This window comes from Cyclobacterium sp. 1_MG-2023 (genome assembly GCF_030546805.1).
Lineage (GTDB): Bacteria > Bacteroidota > Bacteroidia > Cytophagales > Cyclobacteriaceae > Cyclobacterium.
Map to the genome: position 1 here is coordinate 170,384 of NZ_JAUOPC010000013.1, position 15,456 is coordinate 185,839.

General features: G+C 37.8%; 9 protein-coding genes. 2 read left to right on the top strand and 7 right to left on the bottom strand.

Features of this window, described 5'->3' with window-relative positions; genetic code table 11:
- Window positions 1-70 precede the first annotated feature (70 nt).
- Window positions 71-1,474 (bottom strand): M56 family metallopeptidase, encoded by a 1,404-nt coding sequence (locus Q4534_RS19360; protein WP_303614801.1) that lies wholly within the window; start codon window positions 1,472-1,474, stop codon window positions 71-73.
- 484 nt (window positions 1,475-1,958) lie between these two features.
- Here Q4534_RS19360 and Q4534_RS19365 point away from each other — a divergent pair, with 484 nt between their 5' ends.
- Together Q4534_RS19365 and Q4534_RS19370 are read left to right on the top strand one after the other, a co-directional pair.
- Complete coding sequence (locus Q4534_RS19365) at window positions 1,959-5,213, top strand: SusC/RagA family TonB-linked outer membrane protein (protein ID WP_303614802.1); 3,255 nt, start codon at window positions 1,959-1,961, stop codon at window positions 5,211-5,213.
- Between the two features lie 10 nt (window positions 5,214-5,223).
- Complete coding sequence (locus Q4534_RS19370) at window positions 5,224-6,660, top strand: SusD/RagB family nutrient-binding outer membrane lipoprotein (RefSeq protein ID WP_303614803.1); 1,437 nt, start codon at window positions 5,224-5,226, stop codon at window positions 6,658-6,660.
- A gap of 229 nt (window positions 6,661-6,889) precedes the next feature.
- Here Q4534_RS19370 and Q4534_RS19375 read toward each other — a convergent pair whose 3' ends face one another.
- From Q4534_RS19375 to Q4534_RS19400, 6 genes are all read right to left on the bottom strand, one after another.
- Entirely contained in the window at window positions 6,890-8,242 is a 1,353-nt protein-coding gene (locus Q4534_RS19375) for a TolC family protein (protein ID WP_303614804.1), read from the bottom strand.
- 4 nt (window positions 8,243-8,246) lie between these two features.
- Window positions 8,247-11,408, bottom strand: a complete 3,162-nt coding sequence (locus Q4534_RS19380) for an efflux RND transporter permease subunit (RefSeq protein ID WP_303614805.1) — start codon at window positions 11,406-11,408, stop codon at window positions 8,247-8,249.
- 56 nt (window positions 11,409-11,464) lie between these two features.
- On the bottom strand, window positions 11,465-12,583 hold the full coding sequence (locus Q4534_RS19385; RefSeq protein WP_303614806.1) for an efflux RND transporter periplasmic adaptor subunit: 1,119 nt from the start codon (window positions 12,581-12,583) through the stop codon (window positions 11,465-11,467).
- A gap of 5 nt (window positions 12,584-12,588) precedes the next feature.
- Window positions 12,589-13,062 carry a MarR family winged helix-turn-helix transcriptional regulator gene (locus Q4534_RS19390; protein ID WP_303614807.1) on the bottom strand — a complete coding sequence of 158 codons (474 nt, stop codon included), beginning with the start codon at window positions 13,060-13,062 and terminating at the stop codon, window positions 12,589-12,591.
- Window positions 13,063-13,442: 380 nt separating this feature from the next.
- On the bottom strand, window positions 13,443-14,381 hold the full coding sequence (locus Q4534_RS19395; protein WP_303614808.1) for a mechanosensitive ion channel family protein: 939 nt from the start codon (window positions 14,379-14,381) through the stop codon (window positions 13,443-13,445).
- 321 nt (window positions 14,382-14,702) lie between these two features.
- Window positions 14,703-15,242 (bottom strand): lipocalin family protein, encoded by a 540-nt coding sequence (locus Q4534_RS19400; RefSeq protein WP_303614809.1) that lies wholly within the window; start codon window positions 15,240-15,242, stop codon window positions 14,703-14,705.
- Window positions 15,243-15,456 lie beyond the last annotated feature (214 nt).

Sequence of the window (15,456 nt, forward strand, 5' to 3'; positions counted from 1 at the left end):
TGGTTTTATTTTTCTCATTTCATTTGAACCAGAATTATGCAATAGACTGTTCTTAGGTGCTAAAACTGCCTCACTTCCGGTTATTGTAAGAAAAACCCATAATATATTTATTTTGATTTTCTAACTGCTTTTTATAATAAGCCGCATAATGATCATTAGTCATCAAGTCTACTTGATAATAATGTTTTCCATAATTTTTGGCATTTTTTTCAAGTTTGCTTACAAATAACCTCCCAAAATCCGCATTGGAGTAATTATCCAATTCAGCATTCCCAACCCTTTTCCCGTCTATCCAAACGCCATATATTTTAGGATCCTTCCAAGACTCAATTTGTTCCTTAGTGGGCACAAGCTTTGGCAAGGGTGGTAAAGAACGCCTAAAAACAACCATTTGTTGGGCTTGTTGCTCCTTACTCATTAATAAAAACAAGTACTGTAACCTTTCCTTATCGCTTTCAGAAATTTTACTGTGAGCAGGACGCCCTTTGTCATTTTTTGCTTTGTTTACAATCTTCCTGTACTCAGCAAGTTGAGCAGGAGTCGCCCCTTCCGTCGATGATGGAACGACAATTTGTTTTGACTGGACAGCCTCGGTTTCCTCTTGTGCTATTGTTATTGTGCTGAAAAAAAATACGGCCATACCCAATAGAGGAACAACAGCTACTTGCTTACACAGGGAATTTCGGAATGATTTAGTTTTGGTCATCATAAGTAAACGTTTTTTAGTAATAGAATAATTAAATCGACTTGTAATAAATGAGCTTGCCTGTTCAGTGACTTTATCAAACAATAGATAGCGATAGGATTTAATATCAGAGATTTGATTGATTACTGCCTCATCGGCAAGAAACTCATGGTTGAGCGCAATGGCTTTTCGGAATAGGAAAATAAATGGATTAAACCAGAAAAAAATTTGGAGGACTTCTACGAATAAGATATCCCATGAATGCTTTTGGGATACATGTGCAAGTTCATGAACTAGAATCTCTTCTTCAATATTTCCGCTTGTATATGCTTCCTCATTGAGAAATATATATCCTAAAAAACTATGAGGCACCGTGTTTTGATTAAAGAGAACAATTTTACCTCCCCCATAAGGTATAAAAACCCCTTTTTTTATCTTTTGTAATATATATTTAATATTTATTAAAAATCTTGATAAAAACGCAACAGTAACGAAAAAATAAACAAACCAAAAACCCAAAATCATATAATTAATACTTTTTTCATATGATTTATCTTTGACGGGTTCGGCACTAATAGAGAATGTAGAATCAGGGATTACAGCATCAACTAACTCCCTTGGGAACACCTGCTGTTCAAAGGTAATAAACGGGATTGTAAACGATAAAATCAAACTTATCAACAAGTAATACCTGTTGAATTTATACATATGTTCCCCCTCTAATACTAGCTTGTAGAAAAGAATAAACAAAGCAGAACAACCGATAATTTTAATTAAGTAGAAGACCATTATTCTATATTTAAACACCTCTTTCTACAAATGTAGATTAAAAATTTTAAACTTACAATAATTTCAACTAATTTTTTATTCTATCTGATTTTTAATAACTTAACACAACCAAAAAAGGGAATATTGAATATTTAAAAATATTCAAACCAAAATTAAATATTGGTAAATGAATTAATTTCACTTTTAAAACTTACTATTCAATCATTAATAGAATTTTCTCTTAAAAAAATAGAGTTAAAAATAAATTTAACTTATTAATTATCAATTGAACAAAATTCCCTATTGTATATTCTAAAAAACATTTAAACAAAAAAACATACATTATTGTTTAGAATGGAATAACCTGATACTATTTTATAAAATCAAAAATTATTAGAATTTTGGAACTGTTTTTGTAGACAATACTTTTTCTATCCATAATTTTTTATAATAAAATTATTCAGGTTAGAATTTATTTATCAATTATCACTTAAATGATAAAGCTATGAAGAATATTTTACTCTGTTTTGTGCTTATCGTAGGCACAACATTTTCTGCTTTTGCGCAGAACAGGACTGTAACAGGGAGGGTAACCTCTGAAGATGAACCGGAAGGAATTCCGGGTGTAAACATTCTAGTTAAAGGTTCTATGGTAGGATCTATAACAGATATTGATGGCAACTACTCAGTGGCTGTCCCTGAAGGATCCACAACATTGGTTTTCAGTTTTGTAGGCTACATGCCTCAAGAAGTAAACATAGGAAACCGCAACACGGTAGATATTGTGTTACAACAGGACGTCAATGAGCTTTCTGAAGTTGTAATCACTGCCTTAGGCGTGGAAAGAAACAGAAATGAATTGGCCTACTCTGCTCAAGAAGTGGACGGAGACCTTATCACAAGAACCAGAAGCCCAGATTTTGTCAATTCCTTGTCAGGGAAAGTAGCAGGACTAGATATCCGAAGCAACAATACAATGGGCGGTTCTACCAATGTGGTCATAAGAGGTTATTCTTCTATTACAGGGAATAACCAAGCTCTTTTTGTAATAGATGGGGTTCCCATTAGCAATGCCAACAACAACACCAGTACAAAAGCATTTGAGTCGAATGAAAGTTATGGTAACCAGCAAGGAGGTCGAGTTGGAACTGACTTTGGAAATGCTGCTGCGGATTTGAACCCAGACAATATAGAATCTGTCAACGTGTTGAAGGGGGCTGCAGCAACAGCGCTTTATGGTTCTCGTGCTTCAAATGGGGTAATCATGATTACTACAAAGAAAGGCAAAGAAAACAGCATGGACGTCACCGTAAATACAGGTGTTGTTTGGAGCCAAATTGATAAAAGCACCTTTGTAAGGTACCAAAAAGACTATGGTGCCGGATATATTGATGCTTTCAGAACTCCCCAAGATTTGGGAGGTGGCGTAGGGCCAGTAGTCAGGTTTCAAGACGATGCTTCTTATGGACCAGCATTTGATCCCAGTATCATGGTATATCAATGGGATGCATTGGATCCATTTTCTCCCAATTACGGGCAAATGACACCATGGGTGGCAGCAGCGAACGATCCTAGTACTTTTTATGAAACAGGTTTAAATTCAAATCAGAGCATCATGATTAGCGGTGGAGGGAATGATGCAACCTTTAGTTTAGGTTACACCCGTAACGACATTAAAGGAAACTTACCTAATAGTACTATAGATAAAGATCAATTCAATTTTAACGGATCCTACGATGTTTCGGAGAGACTAACAGTAACTGCTTCAGGAAACTACTCACGAACAGTAGGTATGGGTAGGTACGGCACAGGGTACAACGGCAGAAACCCCAATCAGCAGTTCAGGCAGTGGTGGCAAACCAATGTAGACATTAGAGAACAAGAAGAAGCCTACTGGAGAAATGAGCAAAACATTACATGGAACTGGAACAGTTCCAATACCGGACCAATCTATTCAGATAACCTGTATTGGTCAAGGTATCAAAATTACTCCAATGACAGCAGGGATAATTTCTATGGCTATGCTTCAGCGAATTATAAAATAAATGATTGGATGAGCGTAATGGGCCGAGCATCTTTTAACACCACCATAGACATGCAAGAAGAGCGTGTAGCCATTGGAAGTGCAGATGTGAGCCAATATACTCGATACAATAGAGATTTTACTGAGGCCAACTTTGACTTGTTATTGAATTTTAACAGAGATATATCGGAAGACATTAGCTTTACCGGTTTATTGGGATCCAACCTACGAAGAAGCAGGATGAACTCCATTAGGGCAAGCACCAACGGTGGACTTGTAGTCCCGGGCTTGTATAGTTTATCCAATTCCAGAAATGCTATTCAACCACCATTTGAGGAATTAGAACGTATTGGGGTAGACGGTATTTTTGCCAATGCCAATTTCGGGTATAAAGAAACCTTGTTTGTAGAAATTTCTGCCAGACAGGATAAATCCACCACCTTACCCGAAGACAACAACACCTATTTTTACCCAGCAGCAGCCGCTAACTTGGTATTTTCAAATTTAATAGACGTGTCATGGCTTACTCATGGTAAGGTTAGAGCCAATTATGCGGAAGTAGGTAATGATGCCCCAGCCTTGAGTTTATACAATGTGTACACTTCACAAACAGGCTATGGTTCCATTCCGATATTCTCTTTACCAAGCACTCGGAATAACAATTCTTTATTGCCGGAAAGACAAAAAAGTTTTGAAGCAGGTATCGAACTAGACTTTTTAAGTAGTCTATTTGGCTTTGACTTGACCTATTATAAATCCAATACCATTAACCAGATTTTACCGGTAAACACTTCTGCCTCTAGTGGGTATACCAAAAGGTTTGTCAATGCAGGTGAGGTACAAAACCAAGGGATTGAGGTTTCGGCTTTTGTGACTCCTGTACAAACACGAGATTTTTCATGGACCATGAACCTGAATTTTGCACGGAACAGAAATGAAGTAATCAGCTTATATGGTGAGGGAGAAAACAAAGTATTAAATGTACCAATCACCTCCTTTCAAGGTGGAGTATCAGTAAATGCCACAGTAGGGGAACCATATGGAATCATTAAAGGCAAAGACTTTATCTACACCAACGGACAACCAACGGTAAATGAAGACGGATACTATATGGTTTCAGAAAATTCAGATGAAGTGATTGGTGATCCTAATCCGGATTGGATCGGGGGAATCAACAACAGCCTTGCCTATAAGGGAATTTCTTTGGGTTTCCTTATTGATATCCGAAGTGGTGGTGACATCTTCTCTCTTGATCAATATTATGGTGAAGGAACCGGATTGTATCCCAAAACTGCAGCCATCAATCAAAAGGGGAATCCTTCACGGCTTCCTGTAGAAGATGGTGGAGGCGTGTTGCTTCCCGGAGTGAAAGAAGATGGCAGTCCCAACGATATATATGCAGAAAACTTAAATGGTGACGGGGTTACCCCTTTTGGATATGCAGCAAATAACTATGGGGAGTCACCTCGCTCGCTCTATACTTTCGATGGAAGCTTTGTAAAATTAAGGGAAGTAGCTGTGACTTACAGTCTACCTGCCTCATTGATGCAAAAAATCGGAGTTTTCGAAAGTGTGGACCTACAGTTGATAGGTAGAAATTTATGGATCATTCATAAGAACATGGAGTTTTCTGATCCGGAAGAAGGTATAAGTTCTGGAAATGCCGGTAGAGGCTATCAAGGAGGAGCTTATCCTGCCTTAAAAAATTATGGTTTTAATGTTCGTTTAAATTTTTAAAACTGAGAAGATGAAAAAGATATTTATAAGTATATTCTCCATGATCCTAATGGCATCATGTGTAGATAATTTAGAGGATTATAATGTGGATCAAAAAAGTGCCGAAGAGGTTCCACCTGCTACATTGTTTACAGGAGCAGTAAAAGAACTAACTGATGTGGTTACCACTCCGGATGTAAACGTCAATAATTTCAGGTTTTATGTACAGCATTGGACAACTACTCAATATTTGGATGAGCCCAGGTACAATATGACCACACGGCTTATTCCGCAAAATATATGGCAAGCTTTATATAGGGATGTTTTAGCAGATCTAGGAGAATCTAAAAGGCTGGTGGAAGCAGATGAGTTCACTTCAGATGTCGTAAAAGGCAATCAAATTGCTCAAATAGAAATAATGGAGGTTTATGCTTGGTCCGTATTGTTGAATACTTTTGGCGATGTCCCCTATTCTGAAGCTTTAAACGCGGAAAATTCCCTGCCTTCTTACGACGATGCAGAAACCGTTTATTCACAAATTTTGACCAGTCTGGATGCAGCTCTTAATCGCATTGACCCGGATGAAATCGGGTTTGACGAAGGAGACATTATTTATGAAGGAGATATGGATATGTGGGAAAAGTTTGGCAACTCTCTAAAATTAAAATTGGGTATGGTCATTGCCGATGTAAATCCTAGTTTGGCGCAAAGTACTGTAGAAGCTGCGGCGACCAATGTCTTTACAGACAATATGTACAATGGTGCTTTCCCTTATTTAAGTGCACCACCCAATAATAACCCTGTTTCTGAGGAAATCAACCCCTTGTTTACTTCTAGACAAGATTACGTGGTTGCAAACACCTTGGTAGATGCTATGAATGAATTAAATGACCCTAGGAGAACCTTTTACTTTACTCAGGTGGACGGTGAATTTATAGGTGGGATTTATGGTTTTTCAAATTCTTATTCAGATTTTTCAACCATTAACCCCACAGTTACAGACCCTACTTTTGAGGCGCTATTATTGGACTATTCGGAGGTGAGATTCTTACTTGCAGAAGCCGTTGAGCGAGGCTATAATGTAGCAGGAACTGCTGAGGAACACTATAACGAAGCAATTGCTGCTTCGATAGCCTACTGGGGAGGAACCGAGGAACAAACCAATACTTACCTCGCCCAACCTCAAGTTAATTATTCATCTGCCTCAGGTGATTGGCGGGATAAAATTGGCAACCAAAAATGGATCGCCTTATACAATCGAGGTTATGATGCCTGGCTTGAATGGAGAAGATTGGATGCCCCGGATTTACAACCACCGGCGATAGAAGGAACAAGTGATCTGGTAATTCCTAAAAGGGTAATTTACCCCATCAATGAACAGACGCTCAATGGAACCAACCGCTCAGCGGCCGGTGATGCCATTGGTGGTGACAGTAGTGATACTTATTTATGGTGGGACATAGAATAGCCATTTCACCTCAGCTAAAGCCCTTATAAAATTTAAATAGGGTATAAAAAAAAGCGGTTCTGAAATAGAACCGCTTTTTTCATTCGCCATTTCTCATGTCAGTCTCTTCCTTGCTGTTTCAAATTTCACCATTGCGATGCTAATTCAAATTTTCCAGATAGCTTAATTTACTTTCAACTGTAACACTCACCACGCTTCCTATTGCATAATCCGATAAAAACTAGTTCTATCAATCCTCTAGGAGTATTCCTGCCAATTGCTTTAACTTTAGCTCCTCATATTTGGCATTGTATTTTGCAATGCTGAAATTATTCTGTGCATTCCTTAAATTCAATTGTGCTTGTCTAAATTCAATTGAATTAATTTGCCCTTGCTTGTACAAATCGTCACTGCGTTCAAAGTTTTTCAAAGCCGTTTCAAGATTTGCCTTTTCTGCATTAAAAACAAACAATGAATTTTGATAGGCCGAATAAGCATTGAGCACATCCCTTTTCACAGAATATTCAGTTTGCTCCTTTAAAACTTGCTGGCGCTCGATCTCTACTCTTGCATTTTTATTTCTTACCCTTGTCGCTCCTCCGTCAAAAATATTCCAGCTCAATGTAAATCCGGCCTGTGGCCCGTAATTATAACTTCCGGTTACAAAAGCACCTGCAGGATTCCTATTCCCGGCATAATTGTACCCGGCATTTAATGAAACTGCAGGAAACCACCCTGATTGGCTTGCTTTTAAAGCGAATTCACTATTTCTCAATTGGCTATTGGTTTGCTCAATCAATACATTTCGCAGATAGGCTTGACTAACCAGCTCATCTTTAGTTCCAGGCATGGAGAAGGAAACGGTTGTATCTACCACAAATTCGGTTTCAATTTCACGTCCCATTATCAGATTTAGATTCCTTCTGGCATTCTCCAATTCCTGAGTAGTGTTGAGCAAATTAATGCTGTCGTTGTTTACATCAACTTGCGCATTCAATAAGTCAATTTGATTGGTTTGTCCATATTCAAAACTATAGGCCGCACGTTGCATTCTGGTGGTGGAAATACTCAAAGCATTTTTTAGAATGCTTACACTCTCCGTCAATTGGGCCATTAAAAAGTAAGCATTAGACAGTTCTAAAACCGTATTCTCTATAATTTGTCTTGCCTGCAATTCGGAAATATTGTACAACTCTTTCAACTGTTTGTAATTGTACATCCTGCCAAACCCATCAAACAACACGTAGTTTAAATTGACGGACCCGCTGTAATTGTAGGCCTCTGTTGGGTCATAACTAAAATCCCCATTGTCTGTTTGGTTTTCTCCTTGATATCCTGAAACTCCCAAATTCCCATTGGCCACTATCGAAGGTAAATAACCACTGTTCAAAATGCTTTGATTGTTATTGGCTACCTCTAGGTCTTTTTCTGCCACCTTAATGTCATAATTGTATTTCAGCGTAAGATTCATTGCATCTTCACGTGAAAGCATTTCCTGACCATTGGCCACCAAGCTAGTGGCAAATAAAACCAACCCAGCAATCAATGTAAATAATTGAGAATGACGCGACTCCATTTGGATATTTTTTATTTTTACTCTCATTTTGTTAAGCATTCTGCGTTGATTCTTCATTTTCATGCAGCTCCTCCACTGCAGGCTCCACCGATTCTTTAGATGGCTTAATTCCTTCCCAAAGCCAAATTGAATACACTTTCAATGCATTGCCTACAGACAACAACATCGGTAGCATAATCAAGGTAAGCACCGTAGCAATGGCTATTCCATAAGCAATGGCAATGGCCATTGGGATTAGAAATTGCGCTTGCCTGCTTTTTTCCAAGATCAAAGGTGACAGACCGGCAATTGTTGTCACAGAGGTAAGGAAAATGGCTCGAAATCTTGATTTACCTGCTTGAATTAAAGCCTCATCAAAATCTAAACCATCTTGCAAGAAGTTGTTAAACTTACTTATGAGTACCAAGCCGTCATTTACCACTATACCTATAAGGGCAATAATACCTAGCAATGACAACATATTAATAGGGAAATCATGCAACCAATGCCCCCAAGCCACACCTATCAAACTAAACGGAATCATAACCAATAGCAATATCGGCTGCATATAGGAACGGAAGGTAAAAGCGATGATGACCAGTATCAAAAAGATGATAATAGGAAAAACCTTACTGGCAGATGCAGTCACCTTTCCTGCCTCACGATTTTGACCCTCATACAAGGCAGAAACAGTTGGGTATTTTGCCATAATTTCCGGCATCACATTCTCCCTTATATCAGTAATTATATCTGAAGAACTATCTTTTGGATCTTTTAAGTCGGCTTCTACTTTTATCTCGCGTTTACCGTCCAGATGGTTGATTGTGATTTCTCCCCGAGCGATATAATAGGTCGCAATTTCACTTAAAGGAACACGATTACCGGAGGCACTTACTATATGCATATTGTCCAAATTCAAAATAGAAGAACGTCCTTCTCTTTCATAACGCACCCAAACAATTATTTCATCCTGACCACGCTGAAATCTTTGTACCTGTAATCCATTGAAGCCTGCACGAACCTGCCCTATCACATCATTTAGAGTAAAACCCAAAACGTAAGCCTTGTCTTTTAATTCAATATTAATTTCATTAATGCCTGCAGGATCATTATCACTAATATCACGCAACAGACTGTTTTCTTTGATTTTTTCTTTAAGCTCTAATTTGGCTGCTTTTAGCTCCTCTATATTGTAACTTAACAATGATACAGAAACAGGTTTACCGCCAAAACTTGAGCCGGCATCAAAGGTTAAACTCTCCGCAGAAGGGTGCTCACCTGCTGCCTGAGCAATGGATCCGGCTATTTCTGAAGCCGTAAAATCACGATCTTCACCCGGTAGCAGATTGATTTTTAAAGATGCATTGGCTGTACCCGGACCAATTCTCTTAATAATACTTTGAAACACCTGGGCACCACCTGACTGCTTTGCCGTGTATTCCTTATTAACTTCGATGGCCACATTCTCAATTTGTGTAATGATGGAATCTGTCACACTAGGATTAATCCCTTGCGGCATTTTTAAAGTAACATTAACCTGGTCTGAAGCGATCACGGGAAAAAAAGTAGTCCTAATAATTCCCCCTTGGATGGCTCCTGTAGTGATCACAAACAAGGCAATAAGAATCGAAAAGCCCAACACTTTGTTTTCCATACAGAAATGTAGCACGGGACTATAGAACTTATTTCGAAGAAAATTCAAGAATGTAGTCGCTTTAGTATTAAACCAATACTCTTTCTGATCATTAGAAAGTGCTTTTGAATGTGCCACATGCGCAGGGAGAATAACCAATGCTTCAAATAGGGAGAAGGCAAGCGTTAATATAACCACTATAGATACCTCTCCAAAAAACTCCCCTAATCGGCCATCCAAGTAAAAGAACGTAGAAAAGGCCACCAGCGTGGTGAGAATGGCTGAAGTAATGGCCGGTAAAACCTCCATTGTCCCATCTATGGCTGCCTGAACGCGGGATTTCCCCTGTTCATGGTGGTAGAAAATATTCTCAGCAATCACAATTCCATCATCAACCAAGATCCCTATCACTATTATCATCCCAAATAGAGAAAGTACATTTATGGTAATGTCGAAATAAGAGGCCATCATAAACATTCCCATAAAAGAAACAGGGATACCGAAGGCCACCCAAGCTGCCAACCTTGGACGCAAAAACAAGGAAAGAAAAAACAACACCAAGGCAATCCCTTGGATACCATTTACTAATAAAAGCTCCGTACGTTCTACAACTATTTGAGACCTGTCATTGGTAATACTTAGCTGAATATTGTTGTGTGTTTCATTGAATTCATTGGCATAAATGGTCGCCTTTTCCGCTGCCTCAATTAAATCTTCATTGTTGGTTGTACTAATCGTAAATGAAATGGAAGGTTGATTATTAAAATAACCTCTATCAGGGGTTTCAGACCAGACATCCTCTGTTACTGCCACATCTTCTAAAGTAACTATAGCGCCATTTTCTTCGGTTTTTAGAATGATATTATTGAGTTCCTTGCCGTAATAGGATCGATTATTTACTCGTATCAAATAATCCTCTGCTTCGGTTTTAATCGCACCACCGGTTACCAAAATATTGTTATTGGCCACAGCATTGGCAACATCACTAAATGTCAAATTATAGGAACGCAAAACTTCCTCATTTACCGAAACCGTAATTTCTTCATCAGGGTAGCCGGCAATTGTCAACTGAGATATTCCATCTATACCTCGCAAGTCATTCTCTATCTCTCTTCCGATGGTTTTAAGGGTTTTCAAAGGGATGTTCTCCCCACTTAATGCCAATTCAATAGAGACATTTAAATTTTCATTTTTGGCGACTACTGGTGGCTCCATCTCTGCCGGAAAAGAAGGTACTTTATCAACAGCATTTTTTACATCGGCCAATAAAATATCTATATCATAACCTTTGATCGCCTCTATAGAAATGCTTGCCGTATTTTCCGAGGAAGCTGAAGTAAAACGGTCTATTCCTACTATCCCGCGTAAATTGTCTTCAATTTTTAGCACTACCCCTTCTTCCATTTCTTGTGGAGATGCTCCGGGATAATTGATAGTAATGTCTATAAACTTAGAATCCTGCAAAGGAAAGAAGCTGGATTTTAAGGATAACATCCCAAATGTACCGAGCACCACTACCGCCAGGATAATGACATTCACTGCCACAGGGAATTTTATAAAATGTGTTATAATCGATTTCATTATTTATCTAGTGAATGGTGAAAAACTGTATGAAAAATGCAAAACAGAAATCACCGTTATTGCTCCTCGTAGATACTTACTTTCATGCCGGGGTAAGCTCCCGTAGGCAACTTTGAAAGCACCTTCTCACCATCTTTTAACCCGCTTATCACCACAGACTTTTCCTTATAAAACAAAGGTTCAATTGTCTTCTGAACGAGTATTGAATCCTCAACCACAAATACTTGATTCTTATCAAATACCACACTTCTGCTCAATTCATATGCATTTTCCACCTCCGTGGCCATGATATTTGTTTTCACATACATGCCTTCTTCCAAGCCTTTTCCAGTGACTTGTACAAATACGTTGGTAGTTTGGGTTTCACTGTTAACCAATCTGTTGATTCTTACAATTTCTCCAACCCATTTTTTTGAATCATTATTTGTAGAGGTAACGGTTACCTTTTGACCAATCTCTAAAAAATCAATCATGCTAGCACTCACAGGTGCTTCAATTTCAAAAACTGTAGGCTGAATAAATTCTCCCAACTTTTGTCCGGGCCTAATCAAAGAGCCCGGGGTTACCAAAGCTTCCACCAATACCCCATCAAAAGGTGCCATAATATTGTATTTGGCCAATGTCAACTCCATATTCCTGACATTGTAATAGGTAGAATAAATAGTCCGACCGGTAATAAACATCTTTTCCTGATTGGATTCAGGTTCCGGAAGTGATGGCAAGGGTTTATTTACATCGATTTGACCTAGGAAATCATTCCATTTTTCAAAAGACGTGGAGTAGTCTAAACGGAGATCAGCAAGTGCTGAAGTCACCAAATTCTGAAGACTACTTTTCTGAGACATCAAACTGGCACGGTAAACATCCGATTCTATAGCAACCAAAGGTTTTCCTTTTTTGTAGAAAGCCCCCTCCTTAAAACTACCTATAGGAGATGTCATCACGCCTTGCACTTCTGCGTAAAGCTCAACCCTATTCTTGGCCTCCAAACTTCCGGTAGCTGTAAAGTCTAAGGGTATAGTGGAATTTTTAATGGTTTCAGCAAACACGGTAGCTGTGGAAATTCCTTTATTTTTTAATGGTGGCTTTTTGCTTTCTTTAAGAATATTAGACAAGGTAAACCCGCCAAACAAAACCGCAATACTTACGCCAATAATGATTAGTTTTCTTTTCATATACACTAGTTGCTATTGCAACCACTTTTTAGATTCTCAATATTTTTTTTAATTTTATCTAAAGTTCTTGCCGTTTGTTCAAGCTCCTCCGCCGGTATATTTTCCTGGATTTGTAATACCAGTTTTCTAAAGATCGGAACAGTATTCTGAAACACCAGCTCCCCGTGTTTGGTCAAATGAACCAAATTAATTCGCTTATCCGTTGCAGAAGGGATTCTCGCTACAAGATTTTTCTTTTCCAAAGTATTAATAAATCTGGCCAATGAAGCTTTGTCTCTTTCTGTAATAAACGCCAAATCATTCTGAGGTAAAGGCCCCCTCATAGACAATGCTTTCAATACAAGCATCTGCTTTTTTGTCAAATCAACACCGGCTTCTTTTAGGTTAGTATTAATGAAAATATCTACCCACTTCATCGTCTTTCCTAACCAGGGTAAAATACCATATTCATTAATATAGGGCTTACAATCCTTATCCATTTCTATCAATTTTGGAGCAAATATAAGTAGGATGATTGCATATGCAACTATTCAAATGTTAAAAAATATAAAAATTACCCAATGAATTTAAAGGCGAACCAACAACCTGAAATCATTAGTTTTATAGAGATGTATTTTAGTAGGTGAAAAGTCTAAACTAGATCAACCCTGTAGTTTAGCCTTCAGATTAAAAACCCATACAAAAAAAAACTCAAGGCAGTTCGAAAAATCCACCAATCCGGTGACATTAATTATGAAAAAAGGCTAAAATAAATTTAGCCTCCCCATAAATGATAATTGAAATCCTTAGAACGGTAAAGCAACATTAAACAATTACTCCAGTACACGGACCTAAGTGAAAACCTTAGTTCCAACTATTCCTATTGCTCTCCTTTCGGCTTATCTTGGCGCTGATCACTTATATTGGCTTGAATTTTTTCTTGGGGAAAAACTTCATTCAATTTTTCACCACCTTTGATACCAAAGTCCAGGGTACGGATTGGGAATGGAATCATGATATCTTCCTTATCAAATGCTTTTTTAATGGCAATAATAGCTTCACTTTGACTCTTCAGAAACTCCAATTGACTTTTAAAGGCCACCCAAATCATTATTCTAAAATCAATAGAGCTACTTCCAAAGGCCAAATAAACAAGGTCAATGTCTTTATTTTTATTAATATTGGGAATGTTTTCTACTGCCCCAATAGCAATATCTCTCACCCGCTCCAAATCCTCCCCATAGGATACGCCAACATTTAAATCTATTCTTTTATAAGTGTTCTCGGAATCGTTTACCAAAGGGTTCTGAAACAACATCTTGTTAGGAATAATAACCTCCTGCCCTTGGAATGAGGTCAGCTCTGTGGTTCGTATGCCAATATGTTTAATAATACCACTGTATCCTTCACAATGAATAACCTGTCCAATTTTAAATGGGCGCTTTATGGCCATGAAGAAGCCGGCAATAAAATTGGTAGCAATGTCCTGAAAAGCAAAACCTAAAGCCAAACCAATAATACCTGCCCCGGCAAGCAAGGAAGAAACCGTCTTGTCAAGGTTAAGAAAACTTAAGGCGGTAAAAACTCCTATTGTGATTACAATAATATAGATGACTTTTGATATTATGGAAGAAAGCGAATTATTCTTTATTGCCTTATTCAGAAATCTATCGCTTATATTTTTGACTAACCTGGCGACTAACACAAATGCGATAAGAACCAAAACTGCTACCACAAAATTTGGCAACATTTTAACCATAAGCTCTAACCATCCAACTAATTTTTGAGTAAGGATATCGTAATACTTATTAATTTCCATAATATTCTAAATTCAGTTATCTAATCAATCTAAATCATCTTACTCCAATTAGGTTGAAGCTTACTATAGCCTTATCATTAAGGAACCTACCAATTAACCTATTATATAAAAAATTGTTTTAAACTATTTGACACAACATCAAGTCAATCAGTTGAGAAAACTCAATATTTTATTTTACTATAAAATTAAACTTAATCTCGGCACATTTAATATTAAGCAAAGCCTTACCATTCATAGCGCCTATTTCTTACCCCAACGATTCAGCCCCATATATATGCTTTGTTTCCTATACAGCAAAGGCCAAACTACTTAAAATAGAATTTATTTTATTTTGCCATGGCTTATCCAAAGGAGCGCTGAAGTATCATAGCCTATATCCTCAGCCTTCTTCAGGTACTTGTTCTTGACATCCATAGGTATATCCGTCTCCCTTGAAAGTATCCATAAATATTTTAGACTTTTCCCGGCAACCAAAGCATATTGGTAGTCTTTGTCAATCGCTATCACATTATATCCGGAATAAAATGGTCCGAAAAACGACACCTTAAGCTTCGCCACATCCTCATCCTCCACAAATTTGGCCTTTCCTATGGCTTGAGTCCATTCTTCTTTTTTTGTATTATAACCTCTGTTATCCACCTTAATCGTACCATTATCATTGATGGAATAGGTGGCTGTTGTATTGTTTAAGTTTTTTTCAAACTTGAAATCCATCCTAGCAATCTCATACCATTTACCTAAATATTTTCCCTTCTCAAAGGGTTGTACTGCTTCGGCCCCTTGAGGTATCGTCGCACAAGAAGAAAGCCCCATTATGGATATTCCTGTGAATAGTAAGAAAATTAAAATTTGGTTTTTCATGGAGTTAATGCTGTTTAGAAAATATTTTAACTACTTAAACAAATGTTGTGCCTGTATTTCTATATTCTATAAAAAATCTTGGGTAGGGTAATCCAAATGTTGTTATTACCTCAGTATTTCAGAAAAAAATTCACTGAAACTATCACTATGGATACCATTCTTTTCTAGCGAAAATGTACCGCAAAGCCTCCAAAAACAGGAGCAAGATCTATAA

Excerpts from the sequence above, each read along its gene's own strand:
- Q4534_RS19360 (WP_303614801.1), bottom strand. The coding sequence starts at position 1,474 with ATGGTCTTCTACTTAATTAAAATTATCGGTTGTTCTGCTTTGTTTATT.
- Q4534_RS19365 (WP_303614802.1), top strand. The coding sequence starts at position 1,959 with ATGAAGAATATTTTACTCTGTTTTGTGCTTATCGTAGGCACAACATTT.
- Q4534_RS19370 (WP_303614803.1), top strand. The coding sequence starts at position 5,224 with ATGAAAAAGATATTTATAAGTATATTCTCCATGATCCTAATGGCATCA.
- Q4534_RS19375 (WP_303614804.1), bottom strand. The coding sequence starts at position 8,242 with ATGAGAGTAAAAATAAAAAATATCCAAATGGAGTCGCGTCATTCTCAA.
- Q4534_RS19380 (WP_303614805.1), bottom strand. The coding sequence starts at position 11,408 with ATGAAATCGATTATAACACATTTTATAAAATTCCCTGTGGCAGTGAAT.
- Q4534_RS19385 (WP_303614806.1), bottom strand. The coding sequence starts at position 12,583 with ATGAAAAGAAAACTAATCATTATTGGCGTAAGTATTGCGGTTTTGTTT.
- Q4534_RS19390 (WP_303614807.1), bottom strand. The coding sequence starts at position 13,062 with ATGGATAAGGATTGTAAGCCCTATATTAATGAATATGGTATTTTACCC.
- Q4534_RS19395 (WP_303614808.1), bottom strand. The coding sequence starts at position 14,381 with ATGGAAATTAATAAGTATTACGATATCCTTACTCAAAAATTAGTTGGA.
- Q4534_RS19400 (WP_303614809.1), bottom strand. The coding sequence starts at position 15,242 with ATGAAAAACCAAATTTTAATTTTCTTACTATTCACAGGAATATCCATA.